13 protein-coding genes and 1 other RNA gene are annotated in these 17,464 nt (G+C 39.1%); 10 read left to right on the forward strand and 4 right to left on the reverse strand.

The genetic code is table 11. The features are described 5' to 3' along the window. Nucleotides 1-35 precede the first annotated feature (35 nt). From HXT24_RS03730 to HXT24_RS03750, 5 genes are all read left to right on the forward strand, one after another. A complete protein-coding gene (locus HXT24_RS03730; RefSeq protein WP_020761807.1) occupies nucleotides 36-1,133 on the forward strand; it encodes an HAD-IIA family hydrolase in 1,098 nt (365 codons plus the stop codon). Between the two features lie 38 nt (nucleotides 1,134-1,171). After that, on the forward strand, nucleotides 1,172-1,951 hold the full coding sequence (locus HXT24_RS03735) for a TlyA family RNA methyltransferase (protein WP_020761808.1): 780 nt from the start codon (nucleotides 1,172-1,174) through the stop codon (nucleotides 1,949-1,951). Nucleotides 1,952-2,059: 108 nt separating this feature from the next. Then, nucleotides 2,060-3,088 carry an NAD kinase gene (locus tag HXT24_RS03740; RefSeq protein ID WP_410312218.1) on the forward strand — a complete coding sequence of 343 codons (1,029 nt, stop codon included), beginning with the start codon at nucleotides 2,060-2,062 and terminating at the stop codon, nucleotides 3,086-3,088. A 9-nt stretch (nucleotides 3,089-3,097) separates the two neighbouring features. After that, nucleotides 3,098-4,876, forward strand: coding sequence for a DNA repair protein RecN (gene recN / locus HXT24_RS03745; protein WP_422119196.1), 1,779 nt, complete (start codon nucleotides 3,098-3,100; stop codon nucleotides 4,874-4,876). A gap of 64 nt (nucleotides 4,877-4,940) precedes the next feature. Next, nucleotides 4,941-5,639, forward strand: coding sequence for an HAD family hydrolase (locus HXT24_RS03750; RefSeq protein ID WP_016814167.1), 699 nt, complete (start codon nucleotides 4,941-4,943; stop codon nucleotides 5,637-5,639). Here the strand turns inward: HXT24_RS03750 and rnpB are convergent. Then, an RNA gene (gene rnpB / locus HXT24_RS03755) (RNase P RNA component class A) lies at nucleotides 5,638-6,010 on the reverse strand. The two genes, HXT24_RS03750 and rnpB, sit on opposite strands and share 2 nt — an antisense overlap. Nucleotides 6,011-6,170: 160 nt before the next feature. Between rnpB and hpf the strand changes: the two genes are divergently transcribed. Both hpf and secA read left to right on the forward strand, forming a co-directional pair. Further along, nucleotides 6,171-6,845 (forward strand): ribosome hibernation-promoting factor, HPF/YfiA family, encoded by a 675-nt coding sequence (gene hpf, locus HXT24_RS03760; RefSeq protein ID WP_004125011.1) that lies wholly within the window; start codon nucleotides 6,171-6,173, stop codon nucleotides 6,843-6,845. A gap of 215 nt (nucleotides 6,846-7,060) precedes the next feature. After that, complete coding sequence (gene secA / locus HXT24_RS03765) at nucleotides 7,061-9,859, forward strand: preprotein translocase subunit SecA (RefSeq protein WP_415686185.1); 2,799 nt, start codon at nucleotides 7,061-7,063, stop codon at nucleotides 9,857-9,859. A 72-nt stretch (nucleotides 9,860-9,931) separates the two neighbouring features. Here secA and HXT24_RS03770 read toward each other — a convergent pair whose 3' ends face one another. Continuing rightward, nucleotides 9,932-10,474: a hypothetical protein gene (locus HXT24_RS03770; protein WP_016814170.1), complete on the reverse strand. Its 543-nt coding sequence runs from the start codon at nucleotides 10,472-10,474 to the stop codon at nucleotides 9,932-9,934. 76 nt (nucleotides 10,475-10,550) lie between these two features. Here HXT24_RS03770 and HXT24_RS03775 point away from each other — a divergent pair, with 76 nt between their 5' ends. After that, nucleotides 10,551-11,240 carry a lysophospholipid acyltransferase family protein gene (locus tag HXT24_RS03775; RefSeq protein ID WP_004112549.1) on the forward strand — a complete coding sequence of 230 codons (690 nt, stop codon included), beginning with the start codon at nucleotides 10,551-10,553 and terminating at the stop codon, nucleotides 11,238-11,240. 132 nt (nucleotides 11,241-11,372) lie between these two features. On the opposite strand, the gene HXT24_RS03780 is transcribed toward HXT24_RS03775, so the two are convergent. Together HXT24_RS03780 and HXT24_RS03785 are read right to left on the reverse strand one after the other, a co-directional pair. Next, nucleotides 11,373-13,694, reverse strand: a complete 2,322-nt coding sequence (locus tag HXT24_RS03780) for a Stk1 family PASTA domain-containing Ser/Thr kinase (protein ID WP_016814173.1) — start codon at nucleotides 13,692-13,694, stop codon at nucleotides 11,373-11,375. Between the two features lie 90 nt (nucleotides 13,695-13,784). After that, nucleotides 13,785-14,867: a polyprenyl synthetase family protein gene (locus HXT24_RS03785; RefSeq protein WP_032812374.1), complete on the reverse strand. Its 1,083-nt coding sequence runs from the start codon at nucleotides 14,865-14,867 to the stop codon at nucleotides 13,785-13,787. Nucleotides 14,868-15,045: 178 nt separating this feature from the next. On the opposite strand from HXT24_RS03785, the gene HXT24_RS03790 reads away from it, so the two are divergent. Both HXT24_RS03790 and HXT24_RS03795 read left to right on the forward strand, forming a co-directional pair. Then, nucleotides 15,046-15,996 carry a hypothetical protein gene (locus HXT24_RS03790; protein WP_410311610.1) on the forward strand — a complete coding sequence of 317 codons (951 nt, stop codon included), beginning with the start codon at nucleotides 15,046-15,048 and terminating at the stop codon, nucleotides 15,994-15,996. A 130-nt stretch (nucleotides 15,997-16,126) separates the two neighbouring features. Then, entirely contained in the window at nucleotides 16,127-17,431 is a 1,305-nt protein-coding gene (locus HXT24_RS03795; protein ID WP_019261983.1) for an RNA polymerase sigma factor, read from the forward strand. Nucleotides 17,432-17,464 lie beyond the last annotated feature (33 nt).

A 17,464-nucleotide genomic window follows, 5' to 3' on the forward strand; every position in this document is an offset into this window, starting at 1 on the left:
ACTTCGATATTTTTAAAATCATGCGGGGATATTCTATGCAACTTGATGAACGAACGAATTTTTCAAATAGTAAATCTGCGTTAAGCAAGAATTTTCGCTTAGCTTTGCTTGACTTAGACGGCGTAGTGTATAGAGGCGGAAAATCCGTTGAATATGCTGCTGAATCAATTGAAAATGCTCAAAAAAATGGCATGTTTATTGAATATACGACTAATAATTCTTCTCGTTTTCAAGAAGTTGTAGCAAGTCAACTAGAAAGTTTCGGCTTAAAAGTAGAGCCGTGGCAGATTATAACTTCTTCTGTTGTTGCAGCAAGAATGGTTGCTCGCTACGTTCCGAGTAATTCTAATGTTTTAGTGCTTGGAGCCGATCATCTCGTACAAGAGGTTCGTAGTGCTGGTCTTAATCCAGTAAGGTCTTGTAAAGACAATCCAAAAGCTGTTATCCAAGGCTGGTATCCGCAAATGACTTGGCAAGAAATGGCACAAGTCGCTTTCGCAGTAGAGCATGGAGCTAAGTATTTTGTTACTAATCGCGATTTAACAATTCCACGTGAATTTGGTATAGCTCCTGGATGCGGTTCTATGATTCAAGCTGTAGTAAATGCAACTGGAGTTGAGCCTATTGCTTCTGCTGGAAAACCCGAGTGCGCAATGTATGACGAAGCGAGATTGTTGGTTGCTGCAAATGCAAATCACAATGATGAAGATGTTAAAGAATATGCAGAAAAAGATGAGTTTGGGAATCCTGTAATAAGTATTTCGCGCTCGCTAGCCGTAGGAGACCGATTGGATACAGACATCGAAGCAGGTACCAGAGGGGGATATGAGTCTCTTCTAGTGCTTACTGGTGTCACCAATCCACACATGTTGCTTGAGGCTCCAAAACACTTGCGACCAAGCTTTGTTTCTAAGGATTTAAGAGGACTAAACGAGGCTCATGAGTCTCCAAAGCGTGTTGACGACGTTACATTTGTATGCGGAATTTCTAGAGCACAAATTGTTTGTAATTCTATTGAAGTAAACAATCCTAATGATTGCAACGCTTTGCGTGCTGCTTGTGCGCTCACTTGGAGCTTAATAGACAGTGGAAAATCACTTGAAGACTACATTCTTCCAGAGTTTTCTTTATGAATATATGAGTTTGCATATGTGTATATGAGGATTTTTCAATGTCTGACGGAGATGATTTAGTTCAGCGATTAGATTGTGAACTTGTAAATCGCGGATTAGTGAAAAGTAGAACTACAGCTCAGCGTTTAATTAAGTCTGGGTTAGTAAAAGTAGATAATCGAATTGTTTATAAATCATCATTTTTAGTGGAAAAAGCGCAAGAAATAAGTTTTGATGAATCAAAAAAAGAAAATTCTTGTCTTAAATATGTTTCTAGAGGAGCACTCAAATTAGAAGGTGCGTTCTCTTTATTTGAAGATTTAGGATTAAAAGTTTATTCAAATACTAAAGCGCTAGATATTGGTGCTTCAACTGGCGGTTTTTGCGATTATTTGTTACAAAATGGCGTTAATCGCGTTATTGCTTTAGACGTTGGACACGGCCAATTGCACCCAAAGATCGCAAGCAATCCGCGCGTTATCGAAATGAGTGGAGTCAATATTCGCGATGTTTATTTAGAGGATTTGCCTTACAAGCCTAATCTTATAGTCTCAGATGTTTCTTTTATATCTCTTACTTTTGTTATTCCAGTAATCGCGCGTATTGCGCAAAACAACGCGAATATTGTTCTTCTTGTAAAGCCACAATTTGAAGTTGGTAAAGGAAATCTTGGAAAAGGCGGAATTGTAACAGATAAAGACCTAAGACTTAAAGCATTAGAAAATATTAAAGAATGCGCTAAAAATAGTGGTTTAAAAGTTGTTGCAACTCATGAATCTCCTATAGAAGGAACTCATGGAAATATTGAATATCTTCTTTATGCGCGATTTAATAGTTAAAAATAATTATTTGATAAATATTTTTTACATAAGTAGTACAATGCGCAATATGTAGTGCAACAATTACAATATTTATTGTTATTTGCAAAACCACAAAGGGGCTGTGTTATGCCAGAACTTTTAGTAGATGATGATGCTTCTTATGCTCGTCGCGCTCTGGTAGTTACGCATGCGCGTCTTGATAGTCACAGTGCCGTTGTAGATCAAGTTACCACGCAGCTTAGTAGTGCTGGTTTTCATGTAGATGTGTTTCATAGTGCTGCCGTATCTGATTTTGCGCAAAAAACAGCACATGTTATTGATGAAAACACAGAGATTGTTGTTGTGCTTGGTGGAGATGGCACAATGCTTCAAGCTGCAGAATTGGTGCATTGCACTCCTGTTCCAATCATAGGTATAAATCTTGGTCATGTTGGATTTTTGGCGGAATTTGAAAGCTTCCAAATAGATGAGGCTATTAGAAGAATTGCTCAAAAAGATTACTTTTTAGAGCATAGAATGGAAGCTCATGTAGACGTTTGGCTTCCTGGAGCGAGTGAGCCTTTAAGTGATTGGGCGCTTAACGATATTACTTTAGATAGGGCAGATCGCGGTAGAATGGTGGAGCTTTCGATTCGCGTTGATAATGTTGAAATGTCGTCTTTTGGCTGCGATGGTGTTATTGTTTCTACTCCTACTGGATCCACAGCTTACGCATTTTCGGCAGGAGGTCCAATCATGTGGCCAAACGTTGAGGCTTTGCAACTGGTTCCTTTGGCTGCACACGCGCTTTTTTCTAGACCATTGATTATCGGAGCAGGTTCAACTTTTACTATTGATATTTTGGAAGATTCAGCTTCTGGTGGTTGGATTTGTTGTGATGGTAGGCGTCAAAGGGCTTTACCGCAAGGCTCTAGGATTCAAATTCGTCAGTCCAAGGATGAGCTGTTTTTAGCGCGTCTTTCTGGTGTTCCATTTACGCAAAGATTAGTTACTAAGTTTGATTTGCCTGTAGTTGGTTGGCGCGAAAATCGTCGTAAAAAGTCTTCCAAACCTAAGGAATATGAGGCTAATCTGCATAATGAAACCGATAGGAATTATGAAGATGTTCCAAATGTCTCAAATAACTACCATAACCCTAATAGCTTAAACTCGTAGGGGGCATCCTTGCTTGAAGAATTAGAAATTCGTAATTTAGGACCAATCTCTCACGCGGTTATTGCTCCATCATATGGAATGACTGCTATTACAGGAGAAACAGGTGCTGGAAAATCTATGCTTCTAAGCGCTATAAGACTTATATCTGGAGGAAAAGCTGATTCTTCTAGAATTACATCTTTTGCGTCAGAATCATGGGCGCAAGGAGTTTTTTCTGTTCCAAAGTCAGGAATTGTTTCTAATCTTTTGCAAGAATCTGGGATAGATGTTGAAGAATCTGAAAGCGATGATTCTAAAATAGATGTTTATGTATCTCGTACCGTTCCTAAATCCGGTAGGTCTAGGGCGGTAGTATCTGGTTGTTCTGTTCCTAAGACTTTGCTGGATAAAATTTGTTCGCAAACAATAACAATTCATGGGCAAAGTGATCAGTTGCGTATAGCAACAAGTGCAAAACAGCGTGAGTTCTTGGACTCAATTTCTTGTGATTCAAAAGAATTACAAGAATATTCTGTGGCATTTAAAGAATGGCAGGATGCTGTTGAATCTTATAACAGGCTTATAAATCAAGAATCTTCTTCTAGGCAGCGTGCAGATTATTTGCGAGAATCGCTAGAAAAAATTCGCCAAATCGATCCAAAACGGAATGAAGATGAAGAGCTTAAAGCTAAAAGAGACCGCATAGAAAACGCTGCTCAAATCGTTGGAGCTATTAGCGAAGCAATTTCTTCGTTAGACGCAAGTCAAATTGACTACGGCGCAATAGATTCCGTTGACGCATTACATTTGGTTGACAATGCATCTAAGGCAATTCGCTCGATTCGAGTTGATGGAGATTATAGCGCGATTGCAAATCAACTTGACGATATTTCTTCCCAAATTTCCGACATTGTTATGCAGCTCGCTCAGCAATTAGATGTTGATGAGAGTCAGGAAGATTTAGACGCTATTAACAATCGTATTCACGATTTAAGCGATTTAACACGCAGATGGGGTCCACAGATCGACGATGTTTTAGAGTGGGCTAAAAAGGCGCAATTTGAGCTTGAAGATTTGGATGATTCACCTGAGGCTATTGATCGCGCTAAAAAAGCTTGTGATAAGTATTATTCTAATGCCAAAAATTTAGCAGATAAACTTTATGATTTGCGCAAAAGTGCAGCAGAAAAGTTTAGTTTTGAAGTTAGTAAAGAGCTTGAATCTTTGGCTATGCAAGATGCTCAGCTTTTAATCAAAGTTAATAGGCGTAAAGTAGATGAAACTGGAGTAGTTGACTTAGATTCTCATGGTTTAGACAATGTTGAGTTTCTTTTTAAGCCTTTCCCGTCGTCTGATTATTTGCCAATGGGTAGCAGTGCTTCAGGTGGAGAGTTAAGTAGACTTATGTTAGCTATGGAGTTGGTTGCGGCAAAATTCAATAACAGCGACTCTCATTCTATGACTTTTATTTTCGACGAGGTTGATGCGGGAGTTGGAGGAGTTGCAGCAGTGGAATTAGGCAAACGCTTAGCTCAACTTGCTAAAAGTTCTCAGGTGATTGTTGTAACGCATTTGGCTCAAGTTGCTTCTTTTGCTGATGTTCAATTTGTGGTTAGAAAAAGTTTTAGTGATTCATCGGTTTCTGGCGATTCTTCTAATGATTTTGACTCTTCATTAGTCGTAGATACTACTGTTACTAAGTTGGATGATTCACAGCGTGAGCAGGAAATAGCTAGAATGCTTTCTGGAAGTCAGTCGCAAGCTTCTTTAGAGCATGCTAGAGAATTGTTAAAAACAAGCAAAATTTAATCTAAAATCTGAATCTAATTCAAAGTAATTTTTATAAAACAGGATTAATATCAGGATTAATAATATGAGCGAAAATGTGTTAGTTGATAATTCAAATTGTGCAGCAATTTTTGATTTTGATGGTACTTTGCTTGACTCTTTACATGTTTGGGATGATATAGACGAAAAGAGTTTTGCTAAACGCGGTATTAAAGTGCCTGCTGATTTTGCTGATTCCACTGCAACAATGACTCCTCGAGAAGTGGCTGATTATGTTATTGCACGTTTTGGTTTTACGGATTCTCCCGAAGATTTAATGCAGGAATGGAATGATATGGCTAATGAAGCTTATTCTAATCAACTGCTTCTTAGAAAAGGCGCTAAAAATTACGTTGATTATTTGCATAAAACAGGTGCAAAATTAGTTCTTATGACTACTCTTTCTAAATCTTTATGCGAAGCATCTTTAAAGCGAACAGAATTATGGCAATATTTTGATTTGATGATTTTTGGTGAAGATTTACAATCAGATGGGAAAAATAGTCCTCAAACTTATTTAGATTTGTCCAATAGAATAGGTGTAAAACCAGAGTATTGCACTGTTTTTGAGGATTCAGCTATAGCTTTAAAGTCGGCTCGTTTGGCTGGAATGAAAACTTGTGGGGTAGCGGATTTAGATAATAGTGATTTAAATCCAGAATTTAATAATTGTTGTACAGTTTTTTGTGATTTTGATTTCGCTCCAAAAGTGTTATGCAAAAAACTAAGTGAAAATCAAAATTAAGTTGAGGTTTCACATACCCCGGGTTTTGTCGCGTGCAAATATGCACACGGATGACCATCCATCTCGATTTGACGTTACCGCCAAACTCTAGCAGTCTACCCGAAGACTTAGGCGAGCAGCCCTTAAACACCTTCTGCTTGACCTTGCTCCCAATGAGGCTTGCCATGCGGCTAACTGTTACCAGAAGCCCGGTGGTCTCTTACACCGCCGTTTCACCCTTACCTAAACAAAAGTTTAGGCGGTCTATTCTCTGTTGCGCTATCTCTCAGGTTGCCCTGGGCGGACGTTATCCGCCATTGTGCTCTACGGAGCCCGGAAGTTCCTCAGCTACTCCGAATGAACATTGCAGCCGCGGTCATCGTGAAACCTCAACCTTCCCAATTATAGCAGACGTCTTAATTTTGCGCATATTTTGCGACTCGCTAGAAAATGGCGGCTTTTAGCGGATATAATGGACGTATCAGCGGCGCTGGTGCCGTTGACGTGTATACAAGTCGAGTTTTATCTCGGATTACTCATAAGGAGGTTCGCATGGAAATCGTCATCACCGGACGTCATACGCAGATTAAGCAAAGATTCCGTGACGTTGTGGAAAGCAAGATGAATCGTGTGACCGCCATTGCTCCAGATGCGCAGCGCATTCAGATTGTGCTTAACACTGAGGGCAATCCAAGGCAGGCAGATACTGCAAAGAGAGTTGAAATTACTGTAGTTGCAGGAAGTACGGTTATTCGCGCAGAGGCATCTAGCACAGACCAATACAGTGCATTGGATATGGCTCTCGATAAGTTGACGCTTCGTTTGCGTCGTACTCGCGATCGTCGTAAGGACCATCGTCGTGGATATGAGCAAATGGTTCCAGTTGACTTGGGTGTTGTAGAGCCAGAAGTTGAAACAACTGTTGAAGAAGTTGTTCAAGTTGATGGAACGAATAGTGCAGATGCTGCGGTTGCTTCCGACTTGGGTCCTGGTGAATCAGTAGAGGTGAGTGTTGGAGATACTCCTATTGTGATTCGTCGCAAGCTTCATATTGCTGAGCCAATGAGCATTGACGAAGCGTTGTATGAAATGGAACTTATTGGTCATGATTTCTTCCTGTTCGTAAATAAGGAAACAATGAGACCTTCGGTTGTGTATCGTAGGCATGGATGGAGTTATGGTGTGTTTGAAATTGATACTCCAGAAAACGTTTCTAAAAAGAAGTAATAAAACAGTAAAGAAACAATAGAAGAATAAGGGTAAATAAAGTAAATAAAATAACTCATATGAGTTTAATGCCCGTCTAGTAATTAGCTAGGCGGGCATTTTATGCGTTGTTTTGGACTCGCTAGCTGCAAAAATCGTAGCCGTCGCGTAATATAGGCACAGTTTACGTCTATATTGGCTAGCCGAATAATAGACACGACCTAAGGGAGCTAAACGTGGTAGATATCGTCGATAAAGCCTTGCGCATGGGTGAAGGCCGTCAATTGAAGCGCCTTGAGAATGTTGCAAAGGCTGTGAATGCGCTAGAAGATGAGATTTCTGCGCTTTCCGATGAAGAGCTTAAAGGGCAAACGGCAAAATTCAAGCAGAAGTTAGACAATGGTGCAAAACTTGATGATTTAATGCCAGAAGCATTTGCTACAGTAAGAGAGGTTTCAAGGCGTACTCTTGGTCAGCGTCATTTTGACGTTCAGCTCATGGGTGGTGCAGCATTGCATTGGGGCAATATTGCAGAAATGAAGACTGGTGAAGGTAAAACACTTGTTGCAACATTGCCTAGCTATTTAAATGCTTTGGAAGGTAAAGGCGTTCATGTTGTTACCGTTAACGACTATCTTGCTAGCTATCAGAGCGAGCTTATGGGGCGTATTTACAGGTTCCTCGGTATGAGTGTTGGATGCATTATTACGGATCAGCAGCCTCCAGAGCGTAGGAAGCAATACAACGCAGATATTACTTATGGAACTAATAACGAGTTTGGTTTCGACTATTTGCGTGACAACATGGCTTGGGAAAAGAGTGATCTTGTTCAGCGTGGTCACCATTACGCAATAGTCGATGAGGTTGATTCCATTCTTATCGATGAGGCTCGTACGCCACTTATTATCTCGGGACCTGCCGAAGGTGATGTTACGCGTTGGTATCGCGAGTTTGCAAAGCTTGTTCTAAAGCTTGATCGCGATGTTGACTACAAGATTGATGAGAAGCGTAAGACTGCTGGTATTTTAGATTCAGGTATTGCAAAGATTGAAGATTACTTAGGTATAGAGAATCTTTATGAGCCAAGTAACACTGCTTTAATTGGATACTTGAATAATGCTTTGAAAGCTAAGGAATTATTCCTTCTTGATCGCGATTACGTTGTTACTAATGGCGAAGTTCTTATTGTTGACGAGCATACTGGTCGAGTTCTTCCAGGTCGTCGTTACAGCGATGGTTTGCATCAAGCGATTGAAGCCAAGGAGAATGTCGAAGTAAAGGCGGAAAATCAGACTTTTGCAACTATTACTTTGCAAAACTACTTCCGTATGTACGACAAGCTTTCTGGTATGACTGGTACTGCAGAAACGGAAGCCGCAGAGTTTATGGGAACATATAAGCTTGGTGTTCTTCCAATTCCTTCTAATCGTCCAGTTATTCGTATGGATAAGGATGATTTAATCTTCCGTACTAAGAAAGAAAAGCTTGCTGCTATTGTTCGAGATGTTGCTCAGCGTCATGCAAAGGGTCAGCCTGTTTTGCTTGGTACGGCATCGGTTGAATCCTCTGAGATTGTTTCTTCACTTTTGGATGTTGCTCGTATACCTCATCAGGTATTGAATGCTAAGCAGAATGCTAAGGAAGCAGCTGTTGTTGCTGTTGCTGGTCGTAAGGGTGCTGTGACTGTTGCTACAAACATGGCAGGTCGTGGTACAGATATTATGCTTGGTGGAAACGTTGAGTTCCTTGCAGATGCAAAGCTTAAGGCAGAAGGTTATTCTCCAGACGATACTCCAGAAGAGTATGAGAAGCGTTGGCCAGGAGTTTTGGCAGAAGTCAAAGAGCAAGTTAAAGACGAACATGAAGAGGTTAAGAAGCTTGGTGGCTTGTATGTTCTTGGCACTGAGCGTCACGAATCTCGTCGTATTGACAATCAGCTTAGAGGTCGTTCTGGTCGTCAGGGAGATCCTGGTGAATCTCGTTTCTACTTGAGCTTGGAAGACGATTTAATGCGTTTGTTCAACACTCAGCTTGTTGCGCGCGTTATGGCTAAAGGTTTGCCAGAAGGTGAGCCGATTGAATCCAAGTATGTTTCTAATGGCGTTCGTACGGCTCAAAAGACTGTTGAGGCTCGTAACTTTGAAATGCGTAAGAACGTTTTGAAGTACGATGACGTTATGAATAAGCAGCGTACTGTTATTTATTCAGAACGTCAGACTGTTCTTAAAGGTGAAGATATTCATGAAGATATCTTGAAGTTTATTAAAGATACTGCCGATAGCTATGTTCGTGGAGCTATGAACGGTTCTGATAAGCCAAAGAACTGGGATTGGGAAGGTCTTAAAGACGCTGTTAATGCTGTTATGCCAATTATTTTGGATTGGGATCAGCTGCGCTTGCAAATTGAGTCTCTTAAGGGAGAAAAAGCTGTTGAAGCTTTGCGAGACACTATAGTAGATGGCGTTACTACTATTTACGCTGTGTTTGAAGAAAGAATGGGTTCTGATAACTTGCGCCAGTTTGAGCGTAGAGTTGTTCTTGCTGTTCTTGATCGCAAGTGGCGTGAACATCTTTATGAGATGGATTATTTGAAGGATGGTATTGGTTTGCGCGGTATGGGTCAGCGTGACCCTCTGGTTGAATATCAGCGCGAAGGCTTCCAGATGTATAACTCAATGATTGAGGCAATTAAGGAAGAGTCTATTCAGCTTCTGTTCCGTATGAATCTCGAGCAGATTGTTGCGGAAACTGAAAACCAAGATGATTCTTATGTTGATGCCGATATTGAGCAAGCAGAACAAGAAGAAGATGAGCATTCTGGAATCGTTGGTCCTGCTCCTATGAGCCATGCTGATGGTGAAGTGCCATTGAGTAAGCGTCCAAAGGTTGAAGAATGGAAGACTCCTTGGGCTGATGGTCGTACGTTCCCAGGAACGAACAAGAATGATGAGTGCCCATGTGGCTCTGGCAGAAAGTACAAGTTATGCCATGGTCAGAATGAGGATCAAAATAATTTTAGTTTAAACGAAGATTAAATTTTAAGTTGTAATCTTTAAAAAATGAGGCTGGTGCTTTAACATCAGCCTCATTCTTTTGTATAAATGCACTTAAACTCGTGCGCCTTTTCCGTAGTCGTTGTAATCTTCACTAGAAGTATAATTTTTCTTTCTACTCATAAGTAAGCCTGCAGATCCAACAAGAAACAGAAAAGCGCTTATAGTACCTGAGTATGCTGCGAAATATGGCACTAAGACGCTCAGAATTACGCCCAAAATGCCCAGAATAAGAATAGTCCATAAAACTATGAGGGTAATAGAAATATTCTTAAAATGTGGGTTTGGTGGAACAAAATCGTCTCCGTAAGAATCCATTGTTTCATCAACATCTAACCAACTGGTCTTAACGTTATCTCTTGGACCAGCATTATTGTATGACGCTATTTTAGTAAGTGGTTTTGTCGCCTGACTAATACGTTTTTTAAAGATTTTCGCACTTTTAGATTTCTCTATTTCTTTAAAATCTTCTGCATGATCTCTAATAAAATCAGACCAATTCTCATTAAAAGAATTATCGACAAAAGAATCATCATTATTGTTGTTTGAGTTTTTGTCCTCAGGGTGAGGGGAGTTGGTATTCTTAGAAGGAGTCATAAATTATACTGTAGCAAGTCTGCTTGATTGCGTAATGATTCGCTTTTAGTAACTCTTGCTAGAAGGGGTTTTTAGAATGTTGTATTGGTTCTTCGTAAAGGGGTTTGGATTTATTGCGCGTTTACGGATTAATCCTACTGCTCAAGGCGTTAACAACATTCCTAAAAAAGGTGGGGCTATTATTGCCGCAAATCATCTTGCTGTGATTGACGATGCACTTTTGCCTCTCACATGCCCTAGGATGATTCATTTTATGGGTAAAGCCGAGTATTTTGAAGGCAAAGGATTAAAGGGTCGCTTTAAAAAATGGTGGTTTACGTCCGTTGGCGTATTCCCAGTAGATCGTTCTGGAGGTTCTAAATCTCTTGGGGCATTGAATCATGCTCGTGCGATATTAGAAAATGGACAGCTTTTTGGAATTCATATTGAAGGAACTAGAAGTCCTGATGGAAGATTATATAAGGGACATACTGGTGCCGCTCGCTTAGCTTTAGAAACAGGATGCCCGATTATTCCGGTTGCGATTATTGGTACTAGGGAATTGCAAAGGCATGGTCAGGTTATGCCTGCAAAGGGCTATACAAAGGCTATTTATGGCGAGCCTATTGAAGTTGAAAAAATGAATCCAGAAGATATTACGCACGATATTCTTCGTGAGCTTACCGATAGAGTAACCAAGACAATTCAAAAAATGAGCGGTCAAGAATATGTTGACGAATATGCTCAAACCGTTAAAAAGCGTATTATGGCAGAATCAGCGAAATAAGCTGGTAAATTGTTTGTTGTAGATTATTTGAGTAAAATATTTTGATTCAAACAACCTACAACATAACTCACAACATTTCATACAACATTTCATACAATGTGTGTGTAGCATTACCTACGTTATTTGTATAAATCAAATAACGGTTAATGTAACAACTGTTGGGTTTCCGCTTTCATCAAGAACACGAACTTGTGTACCAGGAGCTACAGACTGGAATCTTACCGTGTGCATAAAGTCTCCAAGCGGAGCGGAAACATTTACTTTTAGTCCTAGGGCTTCAAGAGCTTTTCGAGCGTCGTTAGCATTTTTATTGCGAACATCTGGCATAGTAACAGTTCTTGGACCTTTAGAAACAACGACATTGAGTTTATCTCCCCAATGAAGTTGCGCTCCTTTTTCTACAGATGTGCTAATAATTTTGCCTTTTTCAACGGTATCATTGAACTCTTCACTGTATGTTGGAACAAGTTTTGCGTCGTTAAATGCTTTATCCGCATCTTCTTTTGTTCGGTTAACAACATCTGGCATAGAAACAGGCATAGGACCTTTAGATAATACAACAGTAATGTTCTTATTGTGATTCATTTGCATTCCTGGTGTTGGAGAAATTTCTACAACACAGCCTTTAGGAACATCTAATGAATAAACGTCGTTGCTTTCTTTGTGATTAATAGAAGTAAAACCAGCCTTGCGTAAAGCTTTTATAGGATTCTTACCAGTTGTTGATGTTGGATCGATAATATCTTCAGGAATTGTAGATTGTCGTATTCCTTTTGACACAATAACATGAACTTTATTATTTCCGTGTTTAGATACATGACCGCCACTGAAATCAGGATTAGTGGAAATAATGTTTCCAGAAGGTATATTATCGCTAAATTCTTTTTGAACAGAATAAGGAATATTGGATATTTTAAGAGTTTGCTCGTAATCAAACCATGGAATATTTGTGATTTTGCAAGCTTCTTGTGTTTTGCATGACTGCGTATTTGGTTTCGGCAAAGACCAGTAGCTTCCAGGTCCTAGATAATACCAGTAAGAACCAAATGCGATTGCTGCTGCAATAACTGCCGCGCTGCTAACAGCTATAATAACAACTTTATTGTGTAATTTTTTATGATTAGAGTTTTGACTTTTACCGTCAGTGCTTAAATCATTCTTATTAAATTGAGGCGCACGCATAGCAATAGTTAGCATATTGCTATCATTAAAATCTTCAAGTTGATTCACACTGTTTGAAGAATTTTGACTATTGGAATAGTTAAAATCACTGTTACTGTTTTTTTGAACTATTGTCATAGTCGCATCAATATCAGCTGTTTTGTCAATATCAGTTGTTTTGTCAATGTCTTTAGTTTTAGACAATACCTCATTTCCAATATTGTTAGGATTAGAACTACTCTGATTTACATTCTCTTTATTAACTTTATCAGCATTATTCGCATCGCTCGCATTAGGAGGAAGAGGTATGTTAGAGTAATTTCTTTTATCGAATTTATCTGAATCAGACATTCTATTTTCAGTTTTGATTGCGTCTAAAGTCGTATTTAAAAGTTGATCTTCATTATCGTAATTTGGATTAAACTTATATTGCCAATCTTCTTTAGGCATATTAGCGCAAATTTGTCTAAGTATACTAAGTGCTTTAGAAGCGTCACTCGGTCTTTTTTCCATTTCTCGAGCAGTAATAGATGCAAGAAAATCAGCTATAGAAGAGTTGATATCGCTACAAATTGTTTTTATAGATGGAGTGTCTTCATGAACATGCTTAAAAACAAGCGTAACAGGATTATCTGCGCTAAAGGGAACACGCCCAGCAAGCATTTCCCAAGCCATCATTCCAGCAGAGTATAAGTCTCCTTGAGGAGTGGCAAGATTCTTTTCAATCATTTCTGGAGCTAGGTATGCGGCGGTTCCAAGAAGAAGACCAGTAGAAGAAAGTGTAGCTTGCGATATAGCACGAGCAAGACCAAAATCAGTTATTTGCACGTGACCGCGGTCGTTAATAAGAATATTTTCTGGTTTAATATCTCTGTGTACAACACCAGCAAGGTGTGCGGATGCAAGACCATCTAAAGTTTCCGCGAGAACTCGAAGAGTGTCTTTTAGGCTAAATGTGCCATATTTGTTCATTTCGTATCTAAGATTTACTCCATGAACATATTCCATCACCAAGTAGTCAAGCCCTTCAAATTCGCCAGTATCGTAAACCTGAACAATATGAGGATTCGCTATTGCAGCAGCAGATGTAGCTTCACGCCTAAATCTTGCAATAAATTGCTCTCTATGTATTCCTTGAGCTAGTTGAGTATGCATGATTTTAAGCGCAACTGGGCGATTAAGACGCTCATCTTGCGCTTGATAAACGGTAGCCATGCCGCCTTCTGCTATCTTCCGCATTATGCGATAGCGATTCTCAATACACATTCCTGGTTGCGCTTGAACTTCACTCATGTAGTAAATCCCTTATACGCGTATTAAACCAACTACCTAAAAGTGTACAGGCAATACAGTATCCACTAAATATTTAGTATATCAGTGATTTTACTGCCATTCTTTAGGAATGAATTTGCTAGAAACCTCGTTCAATATGGATTTTCCAAATTCAGATAATGTACTGTTATCTATTTTTTCTTGCGATTCAACCCAAAGATTGTGAATGCGCTTTTTAGACTTACTTATAGCACCACTCTGATTGAAAATGTTAATAATCCTATTAACATCATCTTCATTGCGATTATTAGAGTTATAAGCATCTATCAAAAATAGACGATCTTCGCTTGAAGAAAGATCTAGTGCATCAGCCAAAAGGACAGTGCGTTTACCTTCTCGAATATCGCCTCCAATAGGCTTTCCAGTGTGAGCAGAATCTGAAACAATATCAATAAGATCATCTGCAATCTGAAAAGCAATTCCCAATGGTTCACCAATATCATTCGCCAACTTAATAGCGTAATTTTTATTAAGTCCAGCAGATAAAAATCCGAGCGCAAGTGGAGCTATAGTTGTATAACTTGCAGTTTTCCAACGAAAAACATTTATTGAGGATTCTGCTAGTTTCTTTGGATTTTTAAGGCTCATCATTTCTATGGAAAGATCTAAAACTTGACCAATACCAACATTTCTTTGCATATTTGCAAACTCGCCTAAAACTTCTTGAGGATTGCGCAAATTAGTACATGCTTTTCTAGTTATGTCAAAGCTTTGAGTTGCTAAAATATCTCCAAGCATTAATCCAAGTCCAATGCCGATATGCTTGCTATTGCATGCTTTGCTCAATGCGCAATATGCGCTTGGTCTTCCTCGTCTTAAAGCCGATTCGTCGATTATATCGTCATGTACAAGTGCTGCAGTTTGAAAAACTTCTAAAGCGCATGCAACATCCAGCATTGCGCAATATGCAGTGTCTTTAGAGCAGTTACCGCGTACTGCATCGAAAGCTTCTAAAGCTAAGTAAGCTCTGAGTCTTTTGCCGCCTTCACTAGAAGAAATTGCTTGTTTTACTACATCTTTAAGTGTTTTATCACAACTGGAAATAAGGTTTTTACAAGCTAAAGAATTAAATTGGTCATAAATTAATTCGCTTATACGCGTCTCTATACATGACTTTTGCGAATCTAAACTCATATTAAGAGTTATCCACATGCCTTAGACATTACAAAATGAGTATTTTTCTAGTATTTTCTAGGATTTTATAGCCTTTAACCACATTGCGTTATTTTTATTGCACTAATTTGTTTCTGCTGCAAAACTCTTATTACCAAGTTAAAAACAGTATAAAAACACAACAAAATAAGGAGGAATTATGCAAATAAAAAGTGAATTGGAAAACAAGCAAGTTTTTGAAGATAATGATCATGAATATTCAACTTTGAAAGAATTAACAAATTTATATGCTGCAGGTATGTTTTGCGGAATATCTGAAGAGTACTTTGCTATGACTTGTGTTGCTGGAAATAGTATAGAAAAAGTGAATATCAGTAATGTTCCAAAAGAATGTATGACAGTTTTAGATATTCCTAAAGATTATATTAACAAACATCATAATTATGAAGATTATTGGATTAAATGTCTTAGAGATTTAACGCCAGATCTTTTTGAAAAATACATAGGCATAGATTATATGAGCAAAAATTTGAATGTTAAAAAAGAGGAAGCTGTATTTTCAAGTTATGATATTTTTGTTACACAATCTATACGAAACTGGCATAACATGGTTTCTAAAAAAGACGGCAATATTGTGGGTTATGACTTAATAATGTTGCCGATTGCAATGCTAAATAACATTAATGTTCGAGATACTCTTCTTGTGTCTTTACTAGACAGTAAAGGCGAGTATTACAACATAAATGATCTGCTCGTGCTAGCTTTAGCTCCACGAGAAAAAGAAAGATCTAAGGAATTAAGAGATTTTCTAGAAGAAAAATTTAACGAAGAATATGAGTTGCCTGATATTTGTAAAGCGCTAGACGTTGTTAACTTGCTAAAAGCTATGACTTATGTTGTAGATAATAATCCTAAATTAAAAGTACAAGTTTACGCATTAATGTCTTATATAAGCTGGTGGTTTAAGCTAGGAGATGTTGAAAGATACGTTTCAATGGCGCTAGAAATCGATCCTGATTGTTCTATGGCTATGATTGTGGATAATGCATACAAAAGTCATGTTGAGCCAGCATGGTGTAGAAAATTCGCCACGCCGCAAGTAGGGAAGCAGAAAAAATCGTCCTTAGAAGATGATTTACTTCTTAAGTAAAAGTTGCCCTTGCCATAACTATGCCTTTGTGGTATAGTGAGATGCCTTTAAAGGGCATAGCAAGGTATGGTGAATGCCTTAATATGGCGGATTACTTTGCGCATAGCAGGGAATCTACAGGAGGAAAAGTTTGGCGAGCGAAGATACATCTATTGTCGATTCCAAGATGGGCAAGGAAGAAAATCAGGAATTTAAAATGTCAGAAGATGTTGATGATCAAGATGTAGATGTTGACGTTGATGCAGACATGGATCCAGATGAAGAACACATGGATTTAGAAGATTTTGATGAAATCCATGATGATCTTGATGTAGACGATGTTGACAATTTAGATGACGTTGACGATATGAATAATCTGGATGACATTCCAGATGATGAAGATTCCGAAGATTCTGACGATAATAAAGAAGAAGCGCCACAAGTTCCACAAGCAAAAGGTGCTTTTATTGTTCGAGATGATGATGACGACGATAATCTTACGCCTTCTGGAAATCCTAAGCGTCGAGTAATCGCCACTGGTGCTACAGCGGATCCTGTTAAGGATTATTTAAAGCAGATTGGTCGTGTGAGCCTGCTTAACGCAGAGCAGGAAGTTGATTTGTCAGAGCGTATTGAGGCTGGTTTGTATGCTCAGCATTTGCTTGATACGCAAATTGACCAAATGGAGTTTAAGCGTAAGCGTGAGCTTAAGTGGGCTGCAGCAGACGGTAAGAAAGCTAAAGATCATCTTCTTGAAGCAAACTTGCGTCTTGTGGTTTCTCTTGCAAAGCGTTATACAGGTAGAGGCATGCTTTTCCTTGATTTGATTCAGGAAGGTAATCTCGGTTTAATTCGAGCAGTAGAAAAGTTCGATTGGAAGAAGGGCTTTAAGTTCTCAACCTATGCTACTTGGTGGATTCGCCAGGCTATTACTCGTGCTATGGCAGATCAGGCTCGTACTATTCGAGTTCCAGTGCATATGGTTGAAGTTATTAATAAGCTTTCTAGAGTTCAGCGCCAGATGCTTCAAGATTTGGGTCGCGAACCTACGCCAGATGAGCTTGCACGCGAGCTTGATATGCCTGTTGAAAAGGTGCAAGAAGTACAGAAGTATGGTCGTGAGCCAATTTCTTTGCACACTCCTTTGGGCGAAGATGGTGATTCTGAGTTTGGCGATTTGATTGAAGATACTGACGCAATCGCTCCATCGGACGCTGTAGCATTCTCGCTTCTTCAGGAACAATTTAGACAAGTTCTTGAAACTTTGTCTCCTAGGGAAGCTGGCGTTATTAAAATGCGCTACGGTTTGGAAGATGGTCAGCCAAAGACTTTAGACGATATTGGTCGAGTCTATGGTGTTACTCGTGAGCGTATTCGTCAGATTGAGTCTAAGACAATGTCTAAGTTGCGCCATCCTTCTAGATCGCAAACTTTGCGTGACTTCTTAGATCAGTGATTTTAGAATAATTAACAAGTAAAGTGTCGTATT

Origin of the sequence: Gardnerella sp. DNF00354 (assembly GCF_049262755.1) — a bacterium.
Taxonomy (GTDB): Bacteria; Actinomycetota; Actinomycetes; order Actinomycetales; family Bifidobacteriaceae; genus Bifidobacterium; species Bifidobacterium vaginale.